This is a genomic window from Amycolatopsis mediterranei, assembly GCF_026017845.1.
GTDB lineage: Bacteria > Actinomycetota > Actinomycetes > Mycobacteriales > Pseudonocardiaceae > Amycolatopsis > Amycolatopsis mediterranei.
Window position 1 is genome coordinate 1817970 of the sequence record NZ_CP100416.1, and the last position, 19104, is coordinate 1837073.

General features: G+C 71.7%; 21 protein-coding genes. 11 read left to right on the forward strand and 10 right to left on the reverse strand.

What is annotated here, in order from left to right:
* Window positions 1-33: 33 nt before the first annotated feature.
* The gene (locus ISP_RS08670; RefSeq protein ID WP_013223508.1) at window positions 34-1023 is read left to right on the forward strand and encodes an LLM class F420-dependent oxidoreductase; all 990 of its coding nucleotides are present in this window, start codon (window positions 34-36) and stop codon (window positions 1021-1023) included.
* Between the two features lie 56 nt (window positions 1024-1079).
* Here ISP_RS08670 and ISP_RS08675 read toward each other — a convergent pair whose 3' ends face one another.
* Both ISP_RS08675 and ISP_RS08680 read right to left on the reverse strand, forming a co-directional pair.
* Window positions 1080-1475 carry a rhodanese-like domain-containing protein gene (locus tag ISP_RS08675; protein WP_013223509.1) on the reverse strand — a complete coding sequence of 132 codons (396 nt, stop codon included), beginning with the start codon at window positions 1473-1475 and terminating at the stop codon, window positions 1080-1082.
* The gene (locus ISP_RS08680) at window positions 1472-2017 is read right to left on the reverse strand and encodes a cysteine dioxygenase (RefSeq protein WP_013223510.1); all 546 of its coding nucleotides are present in this window, start codon (window positions 2015-2017) and stop codon (window positions 1472-1474) included. The genes ISP_RS08675 and ISP_RS08680 overlap by 4 nt, the downstream gene beginning before the upstream one ends.
* Window positions 2018-2344: 327 nt before the next feature.
* Between ISP_RS08680 and ISP_RS08685 the strand changes: the two genes are divergently transcribed.
* The 6 genes from ISP_RS08685 (at window position 2345) to ISP_RS08710 (ending at window position 7484) form a co-directional block, all read left to right on the forward strand.
* On the forward strand, window positions 2345-3166 hold the full coding sequence (locus tag ISP_RS08685) for an ABC transporter ATP-binding protein (protein WP_034284427.1): 822 nt from the start codon (window positions 2345-2347) through the stop codon (window positions 3164-3166).
* A 95-nt stretch (window positions 3167-3261) separates the two neighbouring features.
* Window positions 3262-4041, forward strand: a complete 780-nt coding sequence (locus ISP_RS08690; RefSeq protein WP_013223512.1) for an enoyl-CoA hydratase/isomerase family protein — start codon at window positions 3262-3264, stop codon at window positions 4039-4041.
* Window positions 4042-4045: 4 nt separating this feature from the next.
* Window positions 4046-5011: a class I SAM-dependent methyltransferase gene (locus ISP_RS08695; protein WP_013223513.1), complete on the forward strand. Its 966-nt coding sequence runs from the start codon at window positions 4046-4048 to the stop codon at window positions 5009-5011.
* Window position 5012: 1 nt separating this feature from the next.
* Window positions 5013-6173, forward strand: coding sequence for a class I SAM-dependent methyltransferase (locus ISP_RS08700; RefSeq protein ID WP_013223514.1), 1161 nt, complete (start codon window positions 5013-5015; stop codon window positions 6171-6173).
* Window positions 6174-6259: 86 nt separating this feature from the next.
* Window positions 6260-6637 carry a DUF427 domain-containing protein gene (locus ISP_RS08705; RefSeq protein WP_013223515.1) on the forward strand — a complete coding sequence of 126 codons (378 nt, stop codon included), beginning with the start codon at window positions 6260-6262 and terminating at the stop codon, window positions 6635-6637.
* A 16-nt stretch (window positions 6638-6653) separates the two neighbouring features.
* Window positions 6654-7484: a LysR family transcriptional regulator gene (locus ISP_RS08710; RefSeq protein ID WP_080582918.1), complete on the forward strand. Its 831-nt coding sequence runs from the start codon at window positions 6654-6656 to the stop codon at window positions 7482-7484.
* A 1-nt stretch (window position 7485) separates the two neighbouring features.
* Here the strand turns inward: ISP_RS08710 and ISP_RS08715 are convergent, their stop codons facing one another.
* Window positions 7486-8442, reverse strand: a complete 957-nt coding sequence (locus ISP_RS08715; RefSeq protein ID WP_013223517.1) for a chitinase — start codon at window positions 8440-8442, stop codon at window positions 7486-7488.
* A gap of 111 nt (window positions 8443-8553) precedes the next feature.
* Window positions 8554-9249, reverse strand: a complete 696-nt coding sequence (locus tag ISP_RS08720) for a DUF2306 domain-containing protein (RefSeq protein ID WP_013223518.1) — start codon at window positions 9247-9249, stop codon at window positions 8554-8556.
* Window positions 9250-9386: 137 nt separating this feature from the next.
* Here ISP_RS08720 and ISP_RS08725 point away from each other — a divergent pair, with 137 nt between their 5' ends.
* The gene (locus tag ISP_RS08725; protein WP_013223519.1) at window positions 9387-10274 is read left to right on the forward strand and encodes a TetR/AcrR family transcriptional regulator C-terminal domain-containing protein; all 888 of its coding nucleotides are present in this window, start codon (window positions 9387-9389) and stop codon (window positions 10272-10274) included.
* Window positions 10275-10284: 10 nt separating this feature from the next.
* Complete coding sequence (locus tag ISP_RS08730) at window positions 10285-10806, forward strand: GNAT family N-acetyltransferase (RefSeq protein ID WP_013223520.1); 522 nt, start codon at window positions 10285-10287, stop codon at window positions 10804-10806.
* Window positions 10807-10965: 159 nt separating this feature from the next.
* Here the strand turns inward: ISP_RS08730 and ISP_RS08735 are convergent, their stop codons facing one another.
* Genes ISP_RS08735 through ISP_RS08750 form a run of 4 tightly spaced genes read right to left on the reverse strand, consistent with a single transcriptional unit; the run spans window position 10966 to window position 14288 of the window.
* Window positions 10966-12411: an FAD-dependent monooxygenase gene (locus tag ISP_RS08735; RefSeq protein ID WP_013223521.1), complete on the reverse strand. Its 1446-nt coding sequence runs from the start codon at window positions 12409-12411 to the stop codon at window positions 10966-10968.
* Window positions 12412-12419: 8 nt separating this feature from the next.
* Window positions 12420-12995, reverse strand: a complete 576-nt coding sequence (locus ISP_RS08740; protein WP_013223522.1) for a PadR family transcriptional regulator — start codon at window positions 12993-12995, stop codon at window positions 12420-12422.
* Window positions 12996-13036: 41 nt separating this feature from the next.
* Window positions 13037-13465: a MarR family winged helix-turn-helix transcriptional regulator gene (locus tag ISP_RS08745; RefSeq protein ID WP_013223523.1), complete on the reverse strand. Its 429-nt coding sequence runs from the start codon at window positions 13463-13465 to the stop codon at window positions 13037-13039.
* 52 nt (window positions 13466-13517) lie between these two features.
* Window positions 13518-14288: a maleylpyruvate isomerase family mycothiol-dependent enzyme gene (locus ISP_RS08750; RefSeq protein WP_013223524.1), complete on the reverse strand. Its 771-nt coding sequence runs from the start codon at window positions 14286-14288 to the stop codon at window positions 13518-13520.
* A 322-nt stretch (window positions 14289-14610) separates the two neighbouring features.
* Here ISP_RS08750 and ISP_RS08755 point away from each other — a divergent pair, with 322 nt between their 5' ends.
* Window positions 14611-15432, forward strand: a complete 822-nt coding sequence (locus ISP_RS08755; RefSeq protein ID WP_013223525.1) for an MBL fold metallo-hydrolase — start codon at window positions 14611-14613, stop codon at window positions 15430-15432.
* Between the two features lie 20 nt (window positions 15433-15452).
* The gene (locus ISP_RS08760; protein ID WP_013223526.1) at window positions 15453-16352 is read left to right on the forward strand and encodes an oxidoreductase; all 900 of its coding nucleotides are present in this window, start codon (window positions 15453-15455) and stop codon (window positions 16350-16352) included.
* Here ISP_RS08760 and rox read toward each other — a convergent pair.
* Together rox and ISP_RS08770 are read right to left on the reverse strand one after the other, a co-directional pair.
* Entirely contained in the window at window positions 16338-17789 is a 1452-nt protein-coding gene (gene rox, locus ISP_RS08765) for a rifampin monooxygenase (protein ID WP_013223527.1), read from the reverse strand. The genes ISP_RS08760 and rox overlap by 15 nt on opposite strands.
* A gap of 203 nt (window positions 17790-17992) precedes the next feature.
* Window positions 17993-19090 carry a C40 family peptidase gene (locus tag ISP_RS08770; protein ID WP_013223528.1) on the reverse strand — a complete coding sequence of 366 codons (1098 nt, stop codon included), beginning with the start codon at window positions 19088-19090 and terminating at the stop codon, window positions 17993-17995.
* Between the last annotated feature and the right edge of the window lie 14 nt (window positions 19091-19104).

Here is a 19104-nt window from a genome sequence, read left to right on the forward strand (position 1 = left end):
GCGCCCGACCCTGAGCAAAGCTAAGTTGTAGGCATGCGCTTCGGAATGTTCGTCCCGCAGGGCTGGCGGCTGGACCTGGCCGGCATCGACCCCGCGGACCACTGGAAGACCATGCTCGGCCTCGCGAAACACGCGGAGGCGGGCCCCTTCGAATCGATCTGGGTCTACGACCACTTCCACACCGTGCCCGTCCCCACCGAGGAGGCCACGCACGAGGCGTGGTCGCTGATCTCGGCGTTCGCCGCCGCGACGGAGACCATCCGGCTCGGGCAGATGTGCACGTGCATGGGCTACCGCAACCCCGCCTACCTGGCGAAGGTCGCCGCGACCGCCGACCTCATCTCCGGCGGCCGGGTGGAGATGGGCATCGGTGCCGGCTGGTACGAGCACGAGTGGCGCGCCTACGGCTACGGCTTCCCCTCGGCCGGTGAGCGGCTCGGCCAGCTCGAGGAGGGCGTGCAGATCATGCGCGACCTCTGGACCACCGGTAAGTCCACATTGGACGGCAAGCACTATCGGACCGACGGCGCGATCCTTCGCCCGCTGCCGCTGCAGGAGGGCGGCCTCCCGCTGTGGATCGCCGGCGGCGGCGAGAAGAAGACGCTCCGGATCGCCGCGAAGTACGCGAAGTACACGAACTTCTTCCCCGAGCCGGAGATGTTCACCCGCAAGTCGGAGATCCTGGCGGCGCACTGCAAGGACGTCGGCACCGACTTCGACGCGATCGTCCGCTCGGGCAACGTCAGCGTCGTCCTCGGCGAGACCGAGCAGGACGTCCAGGAGAAGGTGGCCTGGCTGAAGGCGCACTACGAGAAGTACGTGCCGGCGGAGGCGGCCGCGCGCGCGGTCGCCACCTTCGCGAGCGGCCCGACGGTCGGCACGCCGGAGCAGGTCGCCGAGCACCTCGCCGCCCTGGGCAAGCGCGGCATGTCCTACGTGATCCTGAACTTCCCGGAAGCCGCGTACGACCGCTCGGGCATCGACCTGTTCACGAAGCACATCGCCCCGGCGCTCGCGGGCTGAACTGTGTCGGCCGAAAAACGGTCGGTCCCCTTCGGCAGCGTGGAAAACGCGGGCTGCTAAGGCACCGCCGGGCTGCCGCCCGCCTGCACGGGCAGGCCGGCGGCAGCCCACGCGCGGAACCCGCCCTCGAGGTCGGTCGCGCCGGGCAGGCCGAGCCGCTGCAGGTCGGCCGCCGCCAGGCTCGACGAATAGCCCTCGTTGCACACCACGATCACCGTCGCAACGGGGGTCACCGAAGGCAGCCGCCACTCGCTGTCCGGCGCCAGCCGCCACTCCAGGTGGATCCGCTCGACGATCACCGCCCCCGGGATCTCGCCCTCCGCCCGGCGGTTCGCCAGCGGCCGGATGTCGACCAGCAGCGCCCCCGCCTCCTGCAGTTCGCGGGCCCGGGCGGGCGTCACCCGGGCCAAGCCGGACCGGGCGGAAGCCAGCAGCGAATCGACAGCGCTCATGACCGGACGATAGCGGGCAGCGGCGGGATTTCCGGCGGAACGTCCGCGAGCGTGGCGTACTCCCGCGTCGCCACCAGCGGCGGCGAATACGCGTGGACGCTCGCCGAGGGCCGGTCGCCGAGGCCGGTGACCTGGTGGGCGCGGCCGGCGCCGAAGCCGAGGCCTTGGCCGGCGACGTGCGTCCGGCGCCGGATCGGGCCGCCCGGGTAGCGGTACTCCTCGCCGAGTTCACCCTGCAGGACGGTGAACGAGCCGGACGCGCCGCCGTGGTCGTGCGGCTTCGTGTACTGGCCGGGCAGCCACGACAGCAGCCACAGCTCGACGCCGTCGGTCAGCGCCAGCCGCGCCCACCAGCGGCGGTCCTCGTCGAACCGCAGGATGCCCCGCAGGCCCGCGGTCAGCTCGGTGGTGACGGTGGTGGTCAGCTCGGTCAGCTCGCGCGGCGTCCAGAGCAGCCGCGAGGGGTGCAGCAGCTCGGGCAGCAGCGGGTCGGTCAGCTGCGGGTGGATCTCGACGGAGACAGGGGTGATCGAAGTGGTCAACGCGGGTGCTCCTCGCAACGTGTCGGAATTCGGGACGCCGGGGCAGCGCGGTACCGCACGCGTCAGCGGACGCGAGGGATCAGCGGAACCGCGCCCGCGTACACCCGGCCGAAGCGACGAGGAGCAGGTCGATGGTGCGACGGCGCCAGAACGAGCCCCGGGTCACCGGGGTCACGGGCGCGTCGGTCGACATGCCGCGATCCTGCCACAACGGCGCCGGGGCCTGCTCTCCCGCGGTGCGGCGTTCCACGTCTTGGAACGCGCTCCGACCTGCCGGTTCGGTGTCTCACCCGGGCGGGTGCGCACGCGCGCGCGACGGCAGACAGAATGGGCCTCGTGAGCGAGCCGATCCAGCCCAGCGAACTTGACGACCTCGTGGTCCGGATGGCCGGTGTCGGCGTCCGCCGGGGGACCAACGACCTCCTCGCCGGCCTCGACTGGACCGTGGAACTGGACGAGCGCTGGGTGGTGCTCGGGCCGAACGGCGCGGGCAAGACCACCCTGCTGCGCCTCGCCGCGGCCGAACTGCACCCGACCACCGGCGAGGTCGACCTGCTCGGGGAGCGGATCGGCCGGGTCAACATCTTCGACCTGCGCCCCCGCATCGGCTTCACCTCGGCGGCCATCGCCCAGCGCGTGCCGGGCGACGAGCTGGTCAAGGACGTCGTGGTCAGCGCCGGGTACGCGGTGCTCGGCCGCTGGCGCGAGGAATACGACACCCTCGACACCGCCCGCGCGACCGAACTGCTGGACGCGATGGGCATCGGGCACCTGGCGGACCGCACCTTCGGCACGCTGTCCGAAGGCGAGCGCAAGCGCGCGCTGATCGCCCGGTCGCTGATGACCGACCCGGAGATGCTGCTGCTCGACGAGCCCGCCGCCGGCCTCGACCTCGGTGGCCGCGAGGACCTGGTCGCCCGGCTGTCCGAGCTGGCGCTCGACCCGGACGCCCCGGCGCTCGTGCTGGTCACCCACCACGTCGAGGAGATCCCGCCGGGGTTCACCCACGCGCTGCTTCTCCGCGACGGCCACGCCGTGGTCTCCGGCCTGGTCGACGACGTCATCACCAGCGAAAACCTCTCCAAGACGTTCGACCAGGACCTCGTCCTGGAGCGTTCCGGCGATCGCTTCTTCGCCCGCCGTCGCTAGGCTGTCCTTACCGACCGGTAGGCTCGATTTAATGGCCTCTCACCGGTAAAGAGTGGTTCGAGGCGAAGGCAGCTGTTCACCCGAGGAGGAGTGGCGTGGGAGAGTTCGTAACCCTCGAGGTCAAGGACGGGGTCGGCACCATCCGGCTCGACCGCCCGCCGGTCAACGCCCTGAACGCCCAGGTCACCGCCGAGCTCGCCGAGCTGGCGAAGGAGGTCTCCGAGCGTGACGACGTCCGCGCGGTGATCCTCTACGGCGGCGAGAAGACCTTCGCCGGCGGCGCGGACATCAAGGAGATGGCCACCCGCACGTACCCGGAGATCGCGAAGTTCGGCGCGACCCTCACCGGCACCCTCGCGGCCATCGCGAACATCCCGAAGCCGGTCGTCGCGGCCATCACCGGCTACGCCCTCGGTGGCGGCCTCGAACTGGCGCTGACCGCGGACCGCCGGATCGCCGGCGACAACGTCAAGGTCGGCCAGCCCGAGATCCAGCTCGGCGTCATCCCCGGCGCGGGCGGCACCCAGCGCCTGGCCCGGCTGATCGGGCCGAGCAAGACCAAGGACATCGTCTACACCGGACGGTTCGTCAAGGCCGAAGAGGCTCTGCAGCTGGGGATCGTCGACCAGGTCGTCGCCCCGGACGACGTCTACGCGGCCGCGCACAAGTGGGCGTCCCAGTTCGCCAACGGCCCGGCCGTGGCGCTGCGCGCGGCGAAGGCGGCCATCGACGGCGGCCTCGACACCGACCTGGCGAACGGGCTCAAGCTCGAGTCGCACCTGTTCGCCGCCCTGTGGGCGACCGAAGACCAGCAGAACGGCATGAAGTCGTTCATCGAAAACGGGCCCGGCAAGGCCACTTTCGAAGGGAAATGACGCCTTGACCGACGTGAACGACCCGGCGCCGAACCCGCACGCGACCGCCGAAGAGGTCCAGGCCGCCTACGCCGACCCCAAGCTCGCGAACGTGCTCTACCACGACTGGGAAGCCGGCACCTACGACGAGAAGTGGTCGATCTCGTACGACGAGCGCTGCATCTCCTACGCCACCGACGTGTTCAACGCCGTCGCGGGCGAGGACGGCCAGCCCTACCAGCACGCGATGGAGCTGGGCAGCGGCACCGGCTTCTTCCTGCTGAACCTGATGCAGGGCGGCGTTGCCAAGAAGGGCTCGGTCACCGACCTCTCGCCCGGCATGGTCCAGGTCGCGCTGCGCAACGCCGAGAAGCTCGGCCTCGACGTCGACGGCCGGGTCGCCGACGCCGAGCGCATCCCCTACGACGACAACACCTTCGACCTGGTGGTCGGGCACGCGGTGCTGCACCACATCCCGGACGTCCAGGCGGCGTTCCGCGAGGTGCTGCGCGTGCTCAAGCCGGGCGGCCGGTTCGTCTTCGCCGGCGAGCCGACCAAGATCGGCGATTTCTACGCCCGCAAGCTCGGCCAGTTCACCTGGTTCCTGACGACCCGGGTGACGAAGCTGCCGGTGCTGAGCGGCTGGCGGCGTCCGCAGTCCGAACTGGACGAGTCGTCGCGCGCCGCCGCGCTCGAAGCCGTGGTCGACATCCACACCTTCGACCCGTCGGAGCTGGAGGCGTGGGCCCGCGGGGCCGGCGCCCAGGACGTCCGCGCGGTCACCGAGGAGTTCGCCGCCGCGCTCGCGGGCTGGCCGATCCGGACGTTCGAGGCCGCGGTGCCTGCCGAGAAGCTCACCGTGCGCTGGCGGCTGTTCGCCTACCACCTGTGGCTGCGGCTGTCCGCCGTGGACAAGAAGGTGCTGGCGAAGATCCTGCCGCGCGAGCTGTTCTACAACGTCATGATCACCGGGACCAAGCGGCCGTCCTGAATTGGGATATTCGTTCAGCCTCGGCGACGTCGCCTACCTGCGTTCCGGCGCGGGAGTGGCGGCGCTCGCCGAGGTCTCGGTGCTGCCGCTGACCGACCGGATCGCGTCCGTCGCCGCGGTGCGCCGCCTGGTCGGCGAGGAACGCGCGAGCGCGGTGCTGGAAACCGTGCTGCTGCGCCGCAAGGCCGTGTCCAAAGTGGATTCGGACGGCTGGCTGTTCACCTCGGACGCGCTCCAGCAGGCGAGCGCCACGCCGGTCGCGCGGCACCGGGCGGCACGGCTGGCCGGGCTCGACGTCCACGACGTCACCTGCTCGGTGGGAGCCGACCTCGTCGAAATCGCCCGGGTGGCGCGGCACGCGCTGGGGTCCGATCTGGACCCGGTGCGGCTGGAGATGGCCCGGCACAACGGAACCACCGCGGGTGTCGCGTTCGGACTCGCGCGCGCCGACGCCTTGCGTCCGGTCAGCCGGTCCGGAGTCGTCGTCGCCGATCCGGCGCGGCGCGACTCCGCCGGGCGCCGGGCGTGGAAACCCGCCGACTTCGCCCCGCCCCTGGACGGGCTGATCGAGGCCTACCCGGGGCGTCCGCTGGCGATCAAGTGCGCTCCCGGCCTCGACTTCGCGCTCACGCCGTGGGCGGAGGAGGTCGAACTGGTGTCCCTGGACGGCCAGGTGCGTGAATCCTGCCTCTGGCGCGGCCTGGGCACCGGCGTCACCCGCCGGGCGACCGTGCTGCGCTCGGACGGGACACAGTGGACGGTCACCGACGCCGAACCGGACGAACTGCCCGCGCACGAGCCGGGGGAGTGGATCGTCGACCCCGACGGCGCCGTCGTCCGGGCCGGGCTGGTCCGCCACTACGCCGCGCGCCACGGCCTGTGGCAGCTGGACGAACGCATCGCGTACCTGACCGGTGACACCCCGCCACCGGGGGTGCGGGCGTTCCGCGTCCTGGAGCACGGGCCGTACACCGAGAAGGCGTTGAAGGCCGTTCTCAAGCGGCACGACATCGGGCGGCTGGAAATCCTGGTGCGAGGCCTCGACGTCGACCCGGACGCGCTGCGGCGGCGCCTGAAACCCCGTGGCGGCGCGGAGGCGTCGGTGGTGCTCACGCGGATCGGGCGGTCACCCGTCGCCTTCCTCTGCCGTGCCGAGAGGTGAACCCGAGGTGCTACCGGCCCTGATCGCGGAATAACCACCGCTTCCGGTGTGCTGCTGTCTGTACAAAGGACTCTTAGGGAGCTGAAATGGCGAAGCAGGTTCTGCAGCCCGGCCCGGACCACCCGATCACCGTCGAGCCGACGAAGGCGCGCGTGGTGGTCAAGGCGGGTGGCCGCGTGATCGCGGACAGCCGCAACGCGCTCACCCTGCAGGAATCCACCTACCCGGCGGTCCAGTACATCCCGCTGGCGGACGTCGACTCCGGGGTGCTGGAGCGGACCGACCACGAGACGTACTGCCCGTACAAGGGCGAGGCCGGCTACTACTCGCTGAGCGTGGGCGACGTCAAGGGCGAGAACTCGGTCTGGACGTACGAGAAGCCGTACGACGCGGTCGCGCCGATCAAGGACCACGTCGCGTTCTACCCGAACGTCGTGGACTCGATCGAGCTGATCGAGGACTGAGCTGGACCTCGACCTGCTGCGCACGTTCCTGGCCGTCCACCGGGCCGGCTCGCTGACCGGCGCGGCACCGTCGCTGGGACTGTCCCAGCCGACGGTGACCGCGCAGGTCAGGGCCTTGGAGGACCAGCTCGGCCAGCAGTTGTTCGTCCGGCGCGCCCGCGGCGTGACCCCGACGTCGGTGGCCGACGAGCTGGCCGCCCGGATCGCCCCGCACATCGACGCGCTCACCGGCGTCGTCGCGGCGCAGCCCGAGCCGTTCGCGGCTCCGGTGCACCTGGCCGGGCCCGCCGAGCTGACCACGGCCCGGGTCCTGCCCGCGCTGGCCGGCCTGGTGGCGTGCGGGCTCGAGCTGCGGGTGACGTTCGGCCTGGCCGACGACCTGCTGGCGGGGCTCGCCCAGCGGCGTTTCGACCTGGTCGTCTCGACGATCCGGCCCCGCGGCCGCGGCTTCACGGCCACCCCGCTGACCGACGAGGAGTTCGTCCTGGTCGGCCCCCGCGGCTTCACCGGTGATCCCCGGACGGCGCCGCTGGTGGCCTACGCCGAGGACCTGCCGATCATCCGCCGTTACTGGCGTTCGGTCCTGGGCACGCGTCCGTCCGCCGGGCCCGCGGTCGTCGTCCCGGACCTGCGCGGAGTCCTGGCCGGTGTGCTGGCGGGCTTCGGCGTCAGCGTGCTGCCGCGGTACCTCTGCGCGGCGGAACTGGCGTCGGGGGAGCTGATCGCGCTCCTCGAGCCGGCGGAGCCACCGATCAACACGCTGTTCGCGGTCACCCGAACGGAGCCCTGCCGGCCGGGGCCCGCGGCGGTGCGGGACGCACTGCTCGCGGACGCCGCCCGGTGGTGACTCAGCCGGTGTAGCCGGCGAAGATCTTCGCGAACTCGTACTTCGCCTGCGGCACGTTGGTGCACTTGTAGAGCGCGCCGGTGCACGCGTTGGCGTCGCGGCCGGCTTCCCAGAACGACAGCATGCCCAGGTGGACGGTCTTGGCGAAGGCCACCAGCGCCTTGGCGTCCTTCTGGTAGAAGATCTCGTTCTGCGAGTCGTTGACGCCGATCATCGGGGTGACGCCGACCTTCTTCCACGCCGCCGCGTCGCTCAGCCCGTAGAGCGACTTGAGCTGCGCCTGGGTCGCCTTGGCCGCCGAGATCGCCTTCGCGCCCTGGTCACCGGCGCCCTGGTAGTAGTCCATCGCCATGATGTTGACCAGATCCAGGTTCACCCCGGCGCTCTTGGCGGCCTTGACGACGTTGAGCCCGTTGGCGTCGAGGCCGGTGGGCAGCACCGGCAGGGTCAGCGAAATCTTCAGCCCGGGGTTGGCGTTCTGCAGCGTCTTCAGGGCCTGGGATCGGCGTGCGATCGACGCCGGGTCCGCGACCGCCGCGCCTTCGATGTCGAAGTCGGCGTACTTCAGGCCGTAGGCCTTGACGACGGCGTCGTATTCGGCCGCGACCTGCGCGGACGTGCTGCACGCCTGCGCCAGCTCGATGCCGGACGCGCCGCCGAAGGAGATCTTGACGTCCCCGCCGGCGTTGCGGATCTTGGCGATCTCCTCCTTCTGCCACGCCGTGCGCGGGTCGTAGGCGCCGAACCAGCTGGCCTTGCAGCCGTACGAGTTGACGAACGCGAGCGTGAAGCCCTTGACGCCGCTCGCGGCCGACATCGCCGACAGGCTGGGCGTCGGCCAGGCACCCATGTCGACATAGGGACCGACCGGGATCGGCGAGCCGGCCGCGGCATCGGCGACCCCGGTGCTCAGCAAGGTGGCGCCGACCACGACGGCCAGCAGGGAACGGAGACGCATGGGAACCTCCACGACTCGAAGCGCGGCGGCGGACCTGTCCCTATTGGTATAGACCATTTACGGTGGTGTGGACCATCGGCCGAACGGGCTACCCCGGTCACGGTGCGTGGCTCAGGCTCCCCGCGCGGCGGCGGCCCGGCCTCGGCCTCGCCCTCGGCCGAGCCAGAATTCGGCGGCCAGCAGCGGGAGCACCCAGCCGGTCCACGTGGTGATCCCGGCGATCGCCTGGCCCAGCGCCAGTTCGCTGCCGCCGAACGTCGTGTCCAGCTGCGGCGTCAGCACCATCGCCCAGACCACGCCCCAGATCCGGTTGCTGATGATCGACATGCACAGCGCGAAGCTGCGGACCATCCACCGGCGGTGCTCGCCGAACCGGCGCGCCCGCGCCATCCGGTAGCCCTGCACGGTGCAGCCGAACCAGAGCGTCGCGAGCAGGACGTTCGACACGGCCCCGACCGGGCCGAACGGCGCCGCGAGCGCGATGGCGAAACCGGCGACCGACGCCGGGATCGCCCCGGCGAAGACGTACACACGCCCGGTGCGGCGGTGCACCGCCGGGTGCTTCTGCCGCAGCCAGGGCCAGATCTGCAGTGCGCAGGTCACCATGGCGAGGGTCGCGAAGCCGATGTGCGTGACGAGCACCGGGTAGTACCAGCCGGTCGGGGCCGGGATTCGCGACCGCGCGGGATCGAGCCCGAGGTAGGGCGGCAGTGAGAACACCAGGAAGGCGGTGACGAGCAGCCCCAGCGGGAACACCCACGGGCGGCGCAGCCACGGCTTCGGGCGGCGGACTTCGGTCGTCGTCATGGTTCCCCCTGTTTCGTACGGTGTATTCGAACCGTATTTCCACGGTGTTCGAACGACAATCCTTGCTGCCGAAGCTGGGGGAGTACCCTGAAACCGTTCTAGGTTTGGTCGGTAAGTGTTCTAGTACGGAGTTCTCGGTGGCCGAGGCGCCCTACCTGCGGATCGCGGCGGACCTGCGCCGCCGGATCGGCGCGGGTGAGCTGCGGCCGGGCGACCGCGTCCCGTCGACCCGGGCGCTGGTCCGCGAGTGGGGTGTCGCGATGGCGACCGCGGCGAAGGCCCTCTCCGTGCTGGGCGAGCAGGGCTGGGTGCGCGCGGTGCCGGGCAGCGGCACGGTCGTCGCCGACCGGACGCCGGCCAAGCCGCCGCTGGGCCGTGCCGCGCTGGTGCGCGCGGCCATCGCGTTGGCCGACGCCGAAGGCCTCGCCGCGCTGTCGATGCGGCGGCTGGCGGCCGAGCTGGGTGTCGGCCCGATGGCGCTGTACCGGCACGTGCCGGACAAGGACGAGCTGCTCAGGCTGATGGCCGACGTCGCGCTCGGGGAGGCGGAGCTGCCGGAGCCGGGCCCGGCGCGGTGGCGGCCGCGTCTCGAACTGGCGGCCCTCGCGCAGTGGCGGGCGTACCGCCGTCACCCGTGGCTGGCGCCGATCCTGCTCAATTCCCTGGTCCGCCCGCCGGTGCTGGCGGCGGGTTTCCGGCTGGTCGACTGGTCGCTGCGGGCGCTGGCCGGCACCGGTTTGAAGCGCCGGGTGAAGCTGCAGGTGATCATGACGCTCAACGGCTGGGTCGGCGGCCTGGCCGTGAGCAACGCGTTCGAGGTCCAGGCGGAGCAGGACACGGGCATCACGGGCGACCAGCGCCTGGAGGCCGACATGGCGCTGCTGACGCAGTTTCTCGAATCGGGCCGGTTCCCGGCGCTGGCCGAGGTGATGACCGGTGTCGAGGACGTCGACCTCGACGAGGCGTTCGAGTTCGGGTTGCGCCGCCAGCTCGACGGGATCGCCGTGCTGCTGGGCGAACACTAGACTGGCAGCGGTGCTGATCACCACGGAAAGGCTCACGCTGCACGCGTGGTCCGAAGCGTGTTTCGCCGGTTTGTTCGCGTTGGCCCAGCTGCCCGAGACGGTCCGTTATGTGGGAACGGGTGTGCGGTGGAGCCGCGCGTACACGCTGGCCAAGCACCGGGCAACGCTCGCCCACTGGACCGAACACGGCTTCGGCTGGTTCGCGGTATCGGCGACGCCGGGTTCGTTCGACGGAGTGGTCTCCTTGGTCCGCCGCACTGCGATGGAGTCGGGCCTCGGCCGGCCGGCGGTGGAGATGGGCTGGTGGATAGCGCCCTCGGCCTGGGGCCGCGGCTACGCAACGGAAGCGACGACGGCGGTCCGCGACCGCGCGTTCGCCTCGGCCTGGGCGGACCGGTTGCTGGCGGTGTACGAGCCGGCGAACAAGCCGTCGGCTCGGGTGGTGGAGAAGCTCGGGTTCACGGTGCACAGCAAGTTCGTGCTGGACGGCCGGGTGGAGCAGCGGGCAGTCCTGGAACGCCCGCACTCCTGAGCGCGAAGCTGGTTGTCCACAGCCTGGCCGCGTTGTGGAGAACCGGGTCGCTCGCCGGCCATTTTCGGGAGTTTGTCGCACCCCACCGATAGACTGGACTTGGGGACGCCCCCCAGGGAAGGGCGGGGGGAGTTTGCGGCCCCGCCCCTGCCACTCCAGTCAGGCGGACGCCGGGACCGGAGCATCGCCGACCCACCGATGCATCGCCTCCGCCAGCCCCGCCTCACCGTTGCCCGGCGTGCCCACCCAGGCGACGTGCCCGTCCGGCCGCAGCAGCGCCGCATCAACGTCCAAAATGGACGGACTCGAAGCGGCCACAACCGTCGGCCAAGCGGCGAACGATCCCGATGAAGTCAAATCCACCAACACCGGCCGCCCGGCGTGCAGCAGCGCCGCCAAGTGCGTCTCCGCTCCCGACACCCGCAGCGGCACGTCCGGCGCCAACCGCCCCAGCCACGCGTGCCCGCCCGGCTCATAACACGCGTCCAGCCCCGTGATGATCTCCGCCAGCGCGCGGTTCCCCGCCGGGTGCGCCGCCACGCGCCGCATCAGATCCGCCCACGGTTCGTCCCCGGCTTCGTCCAGCGCCACCTGCGCCCGTGTGTTCGCCAGGATCCGCGCACCCGCCGCGTGCCGCTCGGCGTGGTAGGTGTCCAAGAGCCCATCCGGTGCTGTTCCCCGCACCGTCGCCGCCAGTTTCCAGCCCAGGTTGAACGCGTCGTCGAGCGCGACGTTCACGCCGATCGCGCCCGCCGGCGGGTGGATGTGGGCCGCGTCGCCCGCCAGCAGCACCCGGCCTTCGCGATACCTCGAGGCCAGGCGGGCCGCGTCGCCGAAGCGGCTCAGCCAGCGGGGTGCGCGCAACTCGGCGCGGCGGCCGAGGACCGCGTCCACCTGCGCCTGCAACCGCTCCAGCGTGACCGGCGTGTCCTTGTCCGATGGCGGGTCGTCCTCCCGGACCACGATCCGGACGTACCCGGGCCGCGGGATGACGAACACGCTCCGCCCGTCCGGGCCCGCCGAAGGCCCGTACGGCAGGTCGCATTCGACGTCGCCGAGCAGCGCGTACCAGCGCGCGTCGACGCCGGGGAAACCGATTCCCGCCTGTTTGCGGACGGTGCTGCGGCCGCCGTCGCAGCCGGCGAGGAAGCGCGCGCGGATCGTCCGGCCGAACCGTCCATTGTGGACCACCGCGGTGACCTCGTCCGCGGACTGGGTGAACGAGCGCAGATCGTGGCCGCGCAGGATTTCGGCGCCAAGTTCGAGGGCCCGCGCCTCCAGGACCTCTTCGACGCGGGTCTGCGGGATGCCCAGCGAGAACGGGTGATCGGTCGCCGTGCCGTCGAGCAGGAGCGGGCCGGGCAGGCCGGTCGCCGGTGCGTGCGGCACCTGGTGCCCCTCGGCCACCAGACCCTCGGCCAGCCCACGGCGGGCGAGCAGGTCCAGCGCCCGTGCGTTCAGGTTGAAGCCGCGGCAATACGGCGGACGCTCCGGCAGGCGCTCGACGATCGTGGTGCGGACACCGGCCAGCGCGAGCTCCGCGGCGAGCAGCAGGCCCGCCGGGCCGGCGCCGGCGACGAGGACGTCGGTTTCGAGATCGGACATGATTCCCCTCAGAAGTTTTCGGGCCAGGGCAGGGACCCGGACCGGATTTCGGCGGCCGTCCGGCGCGCCCAGTCGAGCTCCGCACGCCACGCGTCCCGGACGAACTCGACCTCGATCATGAACAGCCGCGGCGCTCCCTTGCCGACGGTCTCGGCCAGCGCCGTGTCGGCGCCGTCGATGCGTTCGGCGAGGTGCCGGGCGCGTTCCTCCAGTGCGTCGGCGGCACGGTCCGGGCCGAGCGCGCCGAGGTAGCTCACCGCCGCGACGAACTTCGGGTACTCCGCGACCGGCTCGCGGACCAGTTCGTCGAGCCAGGCGACGAACTCCTGGCGGCCGAGCTCGGTGTGCGCGTAGACGGTCCGCTCCGGCCGGTTGCCTTCCCGGACCGTCTCGACAGGCTCGATCCAGCGCTGCTTCGCCAGGGACTCCACGGTGTCGTAGAGCGAGCCCGGATTGATCTTGAACGTCGAGCCCTTGTGCCGCTCGCGCAGCGTGGACGCCATTTCGTACGGGTGCATCGGGCGTTCCAGCAGCAGGCCGAGCAGGGCCAGGGCGAGCGTGTTGCGGATCTTGCGTGACGGCATTAGTCGCTCCCTATTGTTCGGAACCGACTATACGACCGCCGTCAAGTCAGGTTGCCGACGCAGATGCGCAGCAGCTCGGCCAGGTCGCGCCGCCGGTCGGCCGGCAACGTGTCGAGCATCTGCGCCTCGACCTGCGCGACCAGCTCTTCGGCTGCGTCCAGCCGGGCTTGACCTGCCGGCGTGAGCGCCACCGGCCGCGCCCGGCCGGTGCTCGCCTGCTCGGCGACGGTGACCAGTCCGGCGGACCGCAGGCCGCCCAGGACGTCCCGCAGCGACTGCCGCGTGACGAACGTGATCCGCGCGAGTTCCGCCGACGACGCGCCGGGGTGGTCGTAGAGCGCGCGCAGCACGGCGTACTGCGACATCGACAGCTCCAGGGGGCGCAGCCGGTCGGTGCAGGCCTGGTTCAGTGCCTGCTGGGCGCGTTTGAGCAGGTAGCCGGGCCGGTCGCCGGTCGGGGCGGAACTCATGACAGGGACCTTACACAGGCTGACCGCGTTCGGAACCCGGCACCGGCCACGGCTAGAAGCGCGTGTTTTCCCGCCAGTGGTGGAACAGGGCCGCGTCGCCGGACACGGTGAGCCGGGCGTCGTCCGCGGCGAGCCGCTCGGTCAGCGCGAGGAGCAGGTCGGCGGCACGACCCTCGACGACGACGTCGGCCTCGGCGGCTTCCTGGGCCACCTCGACCCCCGACGGGGTCCGCCGGACGAGCCAGTGGACGTCGGGTTCGGTGGCGTGGAACAGCAGCGTCTCGCCGGTGCCTCGCAACGACGTCCGGTCCAGCGCCGGGTGCTGCAGGCGCGAGAAGGCGGCCGCCAGCCCCAGTCCCTCGGAGATCCCGTCCGCGGCGAGATCCGCGTCGACGTCGTACGGCGTGCCCGTCGCGAAGGCGGCGTCCGCGCGGTGGACGACCGTTTCGTGGGTCAGCCGCCGCGTCCAGAACCCGGCGCGCCGATCGGGGCTCCACGTCGACGTCGGGGTCTCGGGGCCGACCTCGGCCACCGTGGCGACGAGCCGCTGTGCGCCATCGCGCAGCCAGCCGCCGAGGGCCTCGAACGCGGGCGGCTCGTCGATCGTGACGGCCTCGAACGGCACGTAACCCGTGGACCGGCTCGCGATGATGGCGGCGGACTTGTAATAGGCGATCCCGACGTGGCAGGTCAGGTCCCGCAGTGTCCACTCCGGACACGTCGGGACGCGCAAGTCCGGCGCGGCGCCAGCGATCGCCATCCCGAACCGCTCCGCTTCGGTGCCGAGGGCGGCGGCCAGCCGCTCGTGGCTCAACGACTTCACCCCACCACCGTAGGCCCTGCGGCGGCGGCCGTGGGGCCGGAATGGGCTGCCCCCAAGCCGGCCTCCACGGACCTGGACAGTGGCTTCGCGCCGGTCCAAGATCCGTAGGGTGGCCGGGCGACTGGGGAGCTGAAACGCGCACGGCTCGGGGTTTCCGTCGTGTTCGCGGTGTGCGGCGCATGGCGGAAGAGATCGAAAAGCTCCGCACCACGATCCGCCGCCTCCGCGGCTGAAGCTCAGCACGTGCCGGACATCGGTGCGGCACGCCTCCAGGAACCCTGCGCCTTGACCTCCACCTAGGTCGAGTTCCGAGACTGGCGCCATGACGATCTGGATCTGCGGAACCTGCGGGGTCGAACACCCCGACACCGACCGGCCCCCGGCCGGCGACTGCGCCATCTGCGCCGACGACCGGCAGTGGGTGCCCACCTCGGGGCAGGTGTGGACGACCCTCGACGAGCTCGCGGCCGGCAGCCGCGAAGTGGTGCACCGGGAACTCGAACCGGGCCTGCACGGGTTCAACCGCGAACCGCAGTTCGGGATCGGCCAGTGGACGCACCTGGTCCGGACGCCCGGCGGCAACCTGCTGTGGGACCCGCCGAACCACCTCGACCCGACGCTGGCCGCGAAGATCGAGGAGCTCGGCGGGGCCGCGGTGATCGTCGCCAGTCACCCGCACATGTACGGCTCCCAGGTCGGCTGGAGCCATCGGCTCGGGAACGTGCCCGTCCTCGTCCACTCCGCCGATCGGCGCTGGGTGCAGCGCGAGGACGCCGTGATCCGGGAGTGGTCCGGCACCGAGCGGGTCCTGCCCGGGGTGACCCTCGTCGAAGCCGGCGGGCACTTCCCCGGCGCCGCGGTCGCCCACGTCGAGAACGACACCGGCGGCACCCTGCTGGTCGGCGACACCATGCTCCCGGTGGCGGCGGCCGGGTGGGTGACCTTCATGCGCAGCTACCCCAACCGCATCCCGCTCTCCGCGGGCCTGGTGCAGCGGATCGTGGACCGCCTCGAGCCCTACGAGTTCGACCGCCTTTACGGTCTTCTCGGCGGCAAGGTCCTCGGGGACGCCAAGGGCGTGGTGCGCCGGTCCGCGGAGCGCTACATCGCCTGGGTGAGCGGGGCCAACGACCACCTCGGCTGAGCCGGTGCCATCATCCGCTGATGATCACGGACCTGCCCGGCACCTGGACGCTCGGCGACCGCACGGTCAACCGCATCGGCTTCGGCGCGATGCGGTTGCCGCAAAACGGCCAGGCGTTCGCCGCCGACGCCGTCCCGCGCAATCGGGACCAGGCGATCGGCGTGCTGCGCCGGGCCGTCGAGCTGGGCGTCGACCACATCGACACCGCCGCGTTCTACTTCTCCCGGCTGCGTTCGGCCAACGAGCTGATCAACCGCGCGCTGGCGCCGTACCCGGACGACCTCGTCATCGCCACCAAGGTGGGCCCGGCCCGCGATCCGGCCGGCGAATGGCTGCCCCTGGCTCGCCCGGAGCAGCTGCGCGGACAGGTCGAAGAGAACCTGCGCCAGCTCGGCCGCGACCACCTGGACCTGGTGAACCTGCGCGTCTCGGGGCCGGCCTCGATCAGCGAGCACTTCGGCGCGCTGGCCGGGTTGCGCGAGGCCGGGCTGATCCGGCACCTCGGCATCTCCAACGCGCGGCCCGAGCACCTCGCCCAGGCGCAGGCCGTCGCGCCGGTGGTGTGCGTGCAGAACGCCTACGGCCTGGGCTACCGCCGGGGCCAGGACTCGTTCGTCGACACCTGCGGCGAGCAGGGCATCGCGTACGTGCCGTTCTTCGCGATCGCCGGCGCCGGGCGCGAGGCCGGAGCGGGCGGCGACGAGCACGAGGAGGTGCTCGCCGCCGCCCGGGCGCACGGGGTGAGCCCGGCGCAGGTGCGGCTCGCGTGGGCGCTGCGGCGGGGACCGCACGTGCTGGTCATCCCCGGCACCGGGACCCGTGGTCATTTGGAGGACAACGTCGCGGCCGGGGCCCTCCGGCTCACGCCGGACGAGCTGGCCCGCCTCGACGCCGTCCACCGGGCCTCACCGGAGAGGTGAGCCGAACCAGCGGGCCAGCTGGTCGTTCAGGTCCCGTTGCTCATCGCCGACCCAGGCGACGTGACCGTCGGGGCGCAGCAGGACGCCCGGGACGTCGAGGGCCGCGGTGGGGTCCGCGAGGTGGTCGACCCGGTCGGACCAGCCGCCGGCGGTCAGGCGTCCGGTGCGGTCCAGCAGCAGGCCGCGGCCGCGGTGCAGCCGGTCGTAGAGGCGGCCGTGTTCGACGTCGATGTCGCGCAGGCGGCGGCCGACCAGATCAGGACCCGCACCGAAGTCGTAGCGGATGTCGAGCCCGGTGATCTTCGCGATCAGGTAGCGGTTCACCTCGTCGAGGTCCATCAGCTCGGTGAGCAGCCGGTGCACCGCCTGCCGCCCCGGTCCGGGGGACGAAAGTTCCATCTGGGCGCGGGTGTTGTCGAGCACGGCCTCGGCGACCGGACGACGCTCGGCCTGGTAGGTGTCCAGCAGCGGTTCCGGCGCCCAGCCGCGGAGCCGCGCGGCCAGTTTCCAGCCGAGGTTGAACGCGTCCTGGATGCCCAGGTTCAGGCCCTGGCCGCCGGTGGGCGGGTGGATGTGCGCCGCGTCGCCGGCCAGCAGCACCCGCCCGGTCCGGTAGCGCTCGGCCAGCCGGGTGGCGTCCCCGAACCGCGACAACCAGCGCGGCGAGTGCACGCCGAAGTCGGTTCCGGCGACGGCCCGCAGCTGTTGCCGGAAATCGTCCAGGGTGGGTGGAGTCGCGCGATCGACGACGTCCGCGGCCGGGACGACGACGCTGTAGACGCCGTCACCGAAGGGCCGGAGCCAGAACCGCTTGTGGGTCTCGCTGACCTCGGTCACCTTGGCGGCGATCTCCGCCGGTGGCGCGTCCACCGCCATCTCGCCCATCAGCGTCTCGATCCGCGAAGGCTCGCCGGGGAAGCCGACGCCGCTGAGCTTGCGCACCGTGCTGCGTCCGCCGTCGCAGCCGACGAGGTAGCGCGCACGCAGTCGTCCGCCATCGGCCAGCTCGACGGTCACGCCCTCGCCGTCTTGTTCGAAATCGACCACGGCGCACCCGTGCCGGACCTCGGCGCCCAGGTGGATCGCGTGTTCTTCGAGGAGACGGACGATCACCGGCTGCGGAATGCCCAGCAGGTAGGCGTGCGCGGAATCGAGGTCGCGGGGCGCGGGTTTGGGGATGGCGGCGAAGAACCCGCCGGCCGGACGCTGCCGTCCGTGCCGGAGGAGGCGCTCCAGCAGGCCGCGCATGGCCATCAGCTCGAGACTGCGGACGTGCAGCCCGACGATGCGGACGAACGACGCGGGCTCGGTGTCCTGCTCCAGGACGAGGACCCGCACGTCGTGCAGCCGCAGTTCGGCGGCCAGCGTCGCGCCGGTCGGCCCGCAGCCGGCGATGATCACGTCGAACGGCTCGGTGGTGGATGGCGAAGAGTCCATCGGTGGTGCCTTTCGGGAGTGTCTTGGCGCTCCCGGCGACACCTACGTCAATCGCCCGGCCGTGACTGGCGGGGGAGCACCCACGTCGATCCTGCGGTCATGGGGCTCACCTCCTCGGGCGGTGTCACGGTCCCCGGCAAGCTACAAGCCCGGGCCGCACCCCGTCCAATCCTTTTGGTCGCTCACGCGACCACGGCCGGATTTCAGGCCGTGGGACGGCCCGCCCCGGCGTAGTCGTCGCCGTCCCGGCGGTACGAGTGGACCTGCACCGCCTGGCCGGTCTGCGGCGCGTCGATCATCTGCTGGTTACCGATGTAGAGGCCGACGTGGTGGATCTTCGTCGCCGGCTCGCCGTAGAAGATCAGGTCGCCCAATTGCGGGTCGGTCACGTGCGGGACGCTGCGGAACTGCGTGTCGGCCGTGCGCATCAGCTTGATCCCCGCGCTGCCGTACGCCGCCGTCGTCAGGCCCGAGCAGTCGAAGCCCGGGTCGTTGCCGCCGGTGCCGTTGCCGCCCCAGATGTACGGGAGGCCGATCTTGTCGATCGCGAAGTTCACCGCGCTCAGCACCGCCGCGTTCGGCGCCGCCGAGCCCTGGCCGACCGTGCCGTAGACGTTGACCGTGGCCAGCGTCCGGTGCAGGAACAGCGGCGCCGGCTGCAGGGTCCCGACCGAGTCCCACCACACCTGGCCCTGGGACAGGTCGTGGCCGTCGGCGCACAGCGCGCGGCCCGTGGTCAGCGCCGCGTCGTCGATGTTTTGGACATCGGGCTTCCCGCCGGACGCGCTCGCCTGGTACTTGTTCCAGACCGCCGGGGACAGCTGCATCGGCCCGGCGGCGTTCGCCGTCGAGACGACCTTGTTGTAGAAGTCGCGCACCTCGATCGTGCCGAGCGGCTTGTCCAGGACACCGGTGGTGCCGAACTGCCCGCCCCGCGCGCGGCCGTGGTCCGTGGTCACTTTTCCGACCGCGGCCAGCGTGACCCACGAAAGGTGGCACCCGGGGACGTCCTTGCCGAGCTTCGTCGTCGCCTTCGCGTAGCCGACCATCGCGCGCAGCGGCACGTCGAGCCACTGGCTGGTCTTGGACGCCCAGGCGTCGAACTCGCTCGCTTCGGGCACCTTCGGCGGCGTCGAGGTCTGCGGTGGCGTGGTCGTCGGCGGCTTCGAAGGCCTCGGCGACGTCGACGACGCCGGTGTGCCCGTCGAGGCGGCGTTCGTGGTCTCCTGCTGCTTCGGCGCGAGCAGGATGCCGGCCACCAGGGCGCCCGCGACCACGACCACCGCCGTGATCACGACCACGGGCTTCCTGCGGC

What these genes read in the sequence shown, in the direction of transcription:
- ISP_RS08670 (WP_013223508.1), top strand. Translation starts at nt 34, where the DNA reads ATGCGCTTCGGAATGTTCGTCCCGCAGGGCTGGCGGCTGGACCTGGCC.
- ISP_RS08675 (WP_013223509.1), bottom strand. Translation starts at nt 1,475, where the DNA reads ATGAGCGCTGTCGATTCGCTGCTGGCTTCCGCCCGGTCCGGCTTGGCC.
- ISP_RS08685 (WP_034284427.1), top strand. Translation starts at nt 2,345, where the DNA reads ATGGGCCTCGTGAGCGAGCCGATCCAGCCCAGCGAACTTGACGACCTC.
- ISP_RS08705 (WP_013223515.1), top strand. Translation starts at nt 6,260, where the DNA reads ATGGCGAAGCAGGTTCTGCAGCCCGGCCCGGACCACCCGATCACCGTC.
- ISP_RS08715 (WP_013223517.1), bottom strand. Translation starts at nt 8,442, where the DNA reads ATGCGTCTCCGTTCCCTGCTGGCCGTCGTGGTCGGCGCCACCTTGCTG.
- ISP_RS08720 (WP_013223518.1), bottom strand. Translation starts at nt 9,249, where the DNA reads ATGACGACGACCGAAGTCCGCCGCCCGAAGCCGTGGCTGCGCCGCCCG.
- ISP_RS08735 (WP_013223521.1), bottom strand. Translation starts at nt 12,411, where the DNA reads ATGTCCGATCTCGAAACCGACGTCCTCGTCGCCGGCGCCGGCCCGGCG.
- ISP_RS08740 (WP_013223522.1), bottom strand. Translation starts at nt 12,995, where the DNA reads ATGCCGTCACGCAAGATCCGCAACACGCTCGCCCTGGCCCTGCTCGGC.
- ISP_RS08745 (WP_013223523.1), bottom strand. Translation starts at nt 13,465, where the DNA reads ATGAGTTCCGCCCCGACCGGCGACCGGCCCGGCTACCTGCTCAAACGC.
- ISP_RS08755 (WP_013223525.1), top strand. Translation starts at nt 14,611, where the DNA reads ATGACGATCTGGATCTGCGGAACCTGCGGGGTCGAACACCCCGACACC.
- ISP_RS08760 (WP_013223526.1), top strand. Translation starts at nt 15,453, where the DNA reads ATGATCACGGACCTGCCCGGCACCTGGACGCTCGGCGACCGCACGGTC.
- rox (WP_013223527.1), bottom strand. Translation starts at nt 17,789, where the DNA reads ATGGACTCTTCGCCATCCACCACCGAGCCGTTCGACGTGATCATCGCC.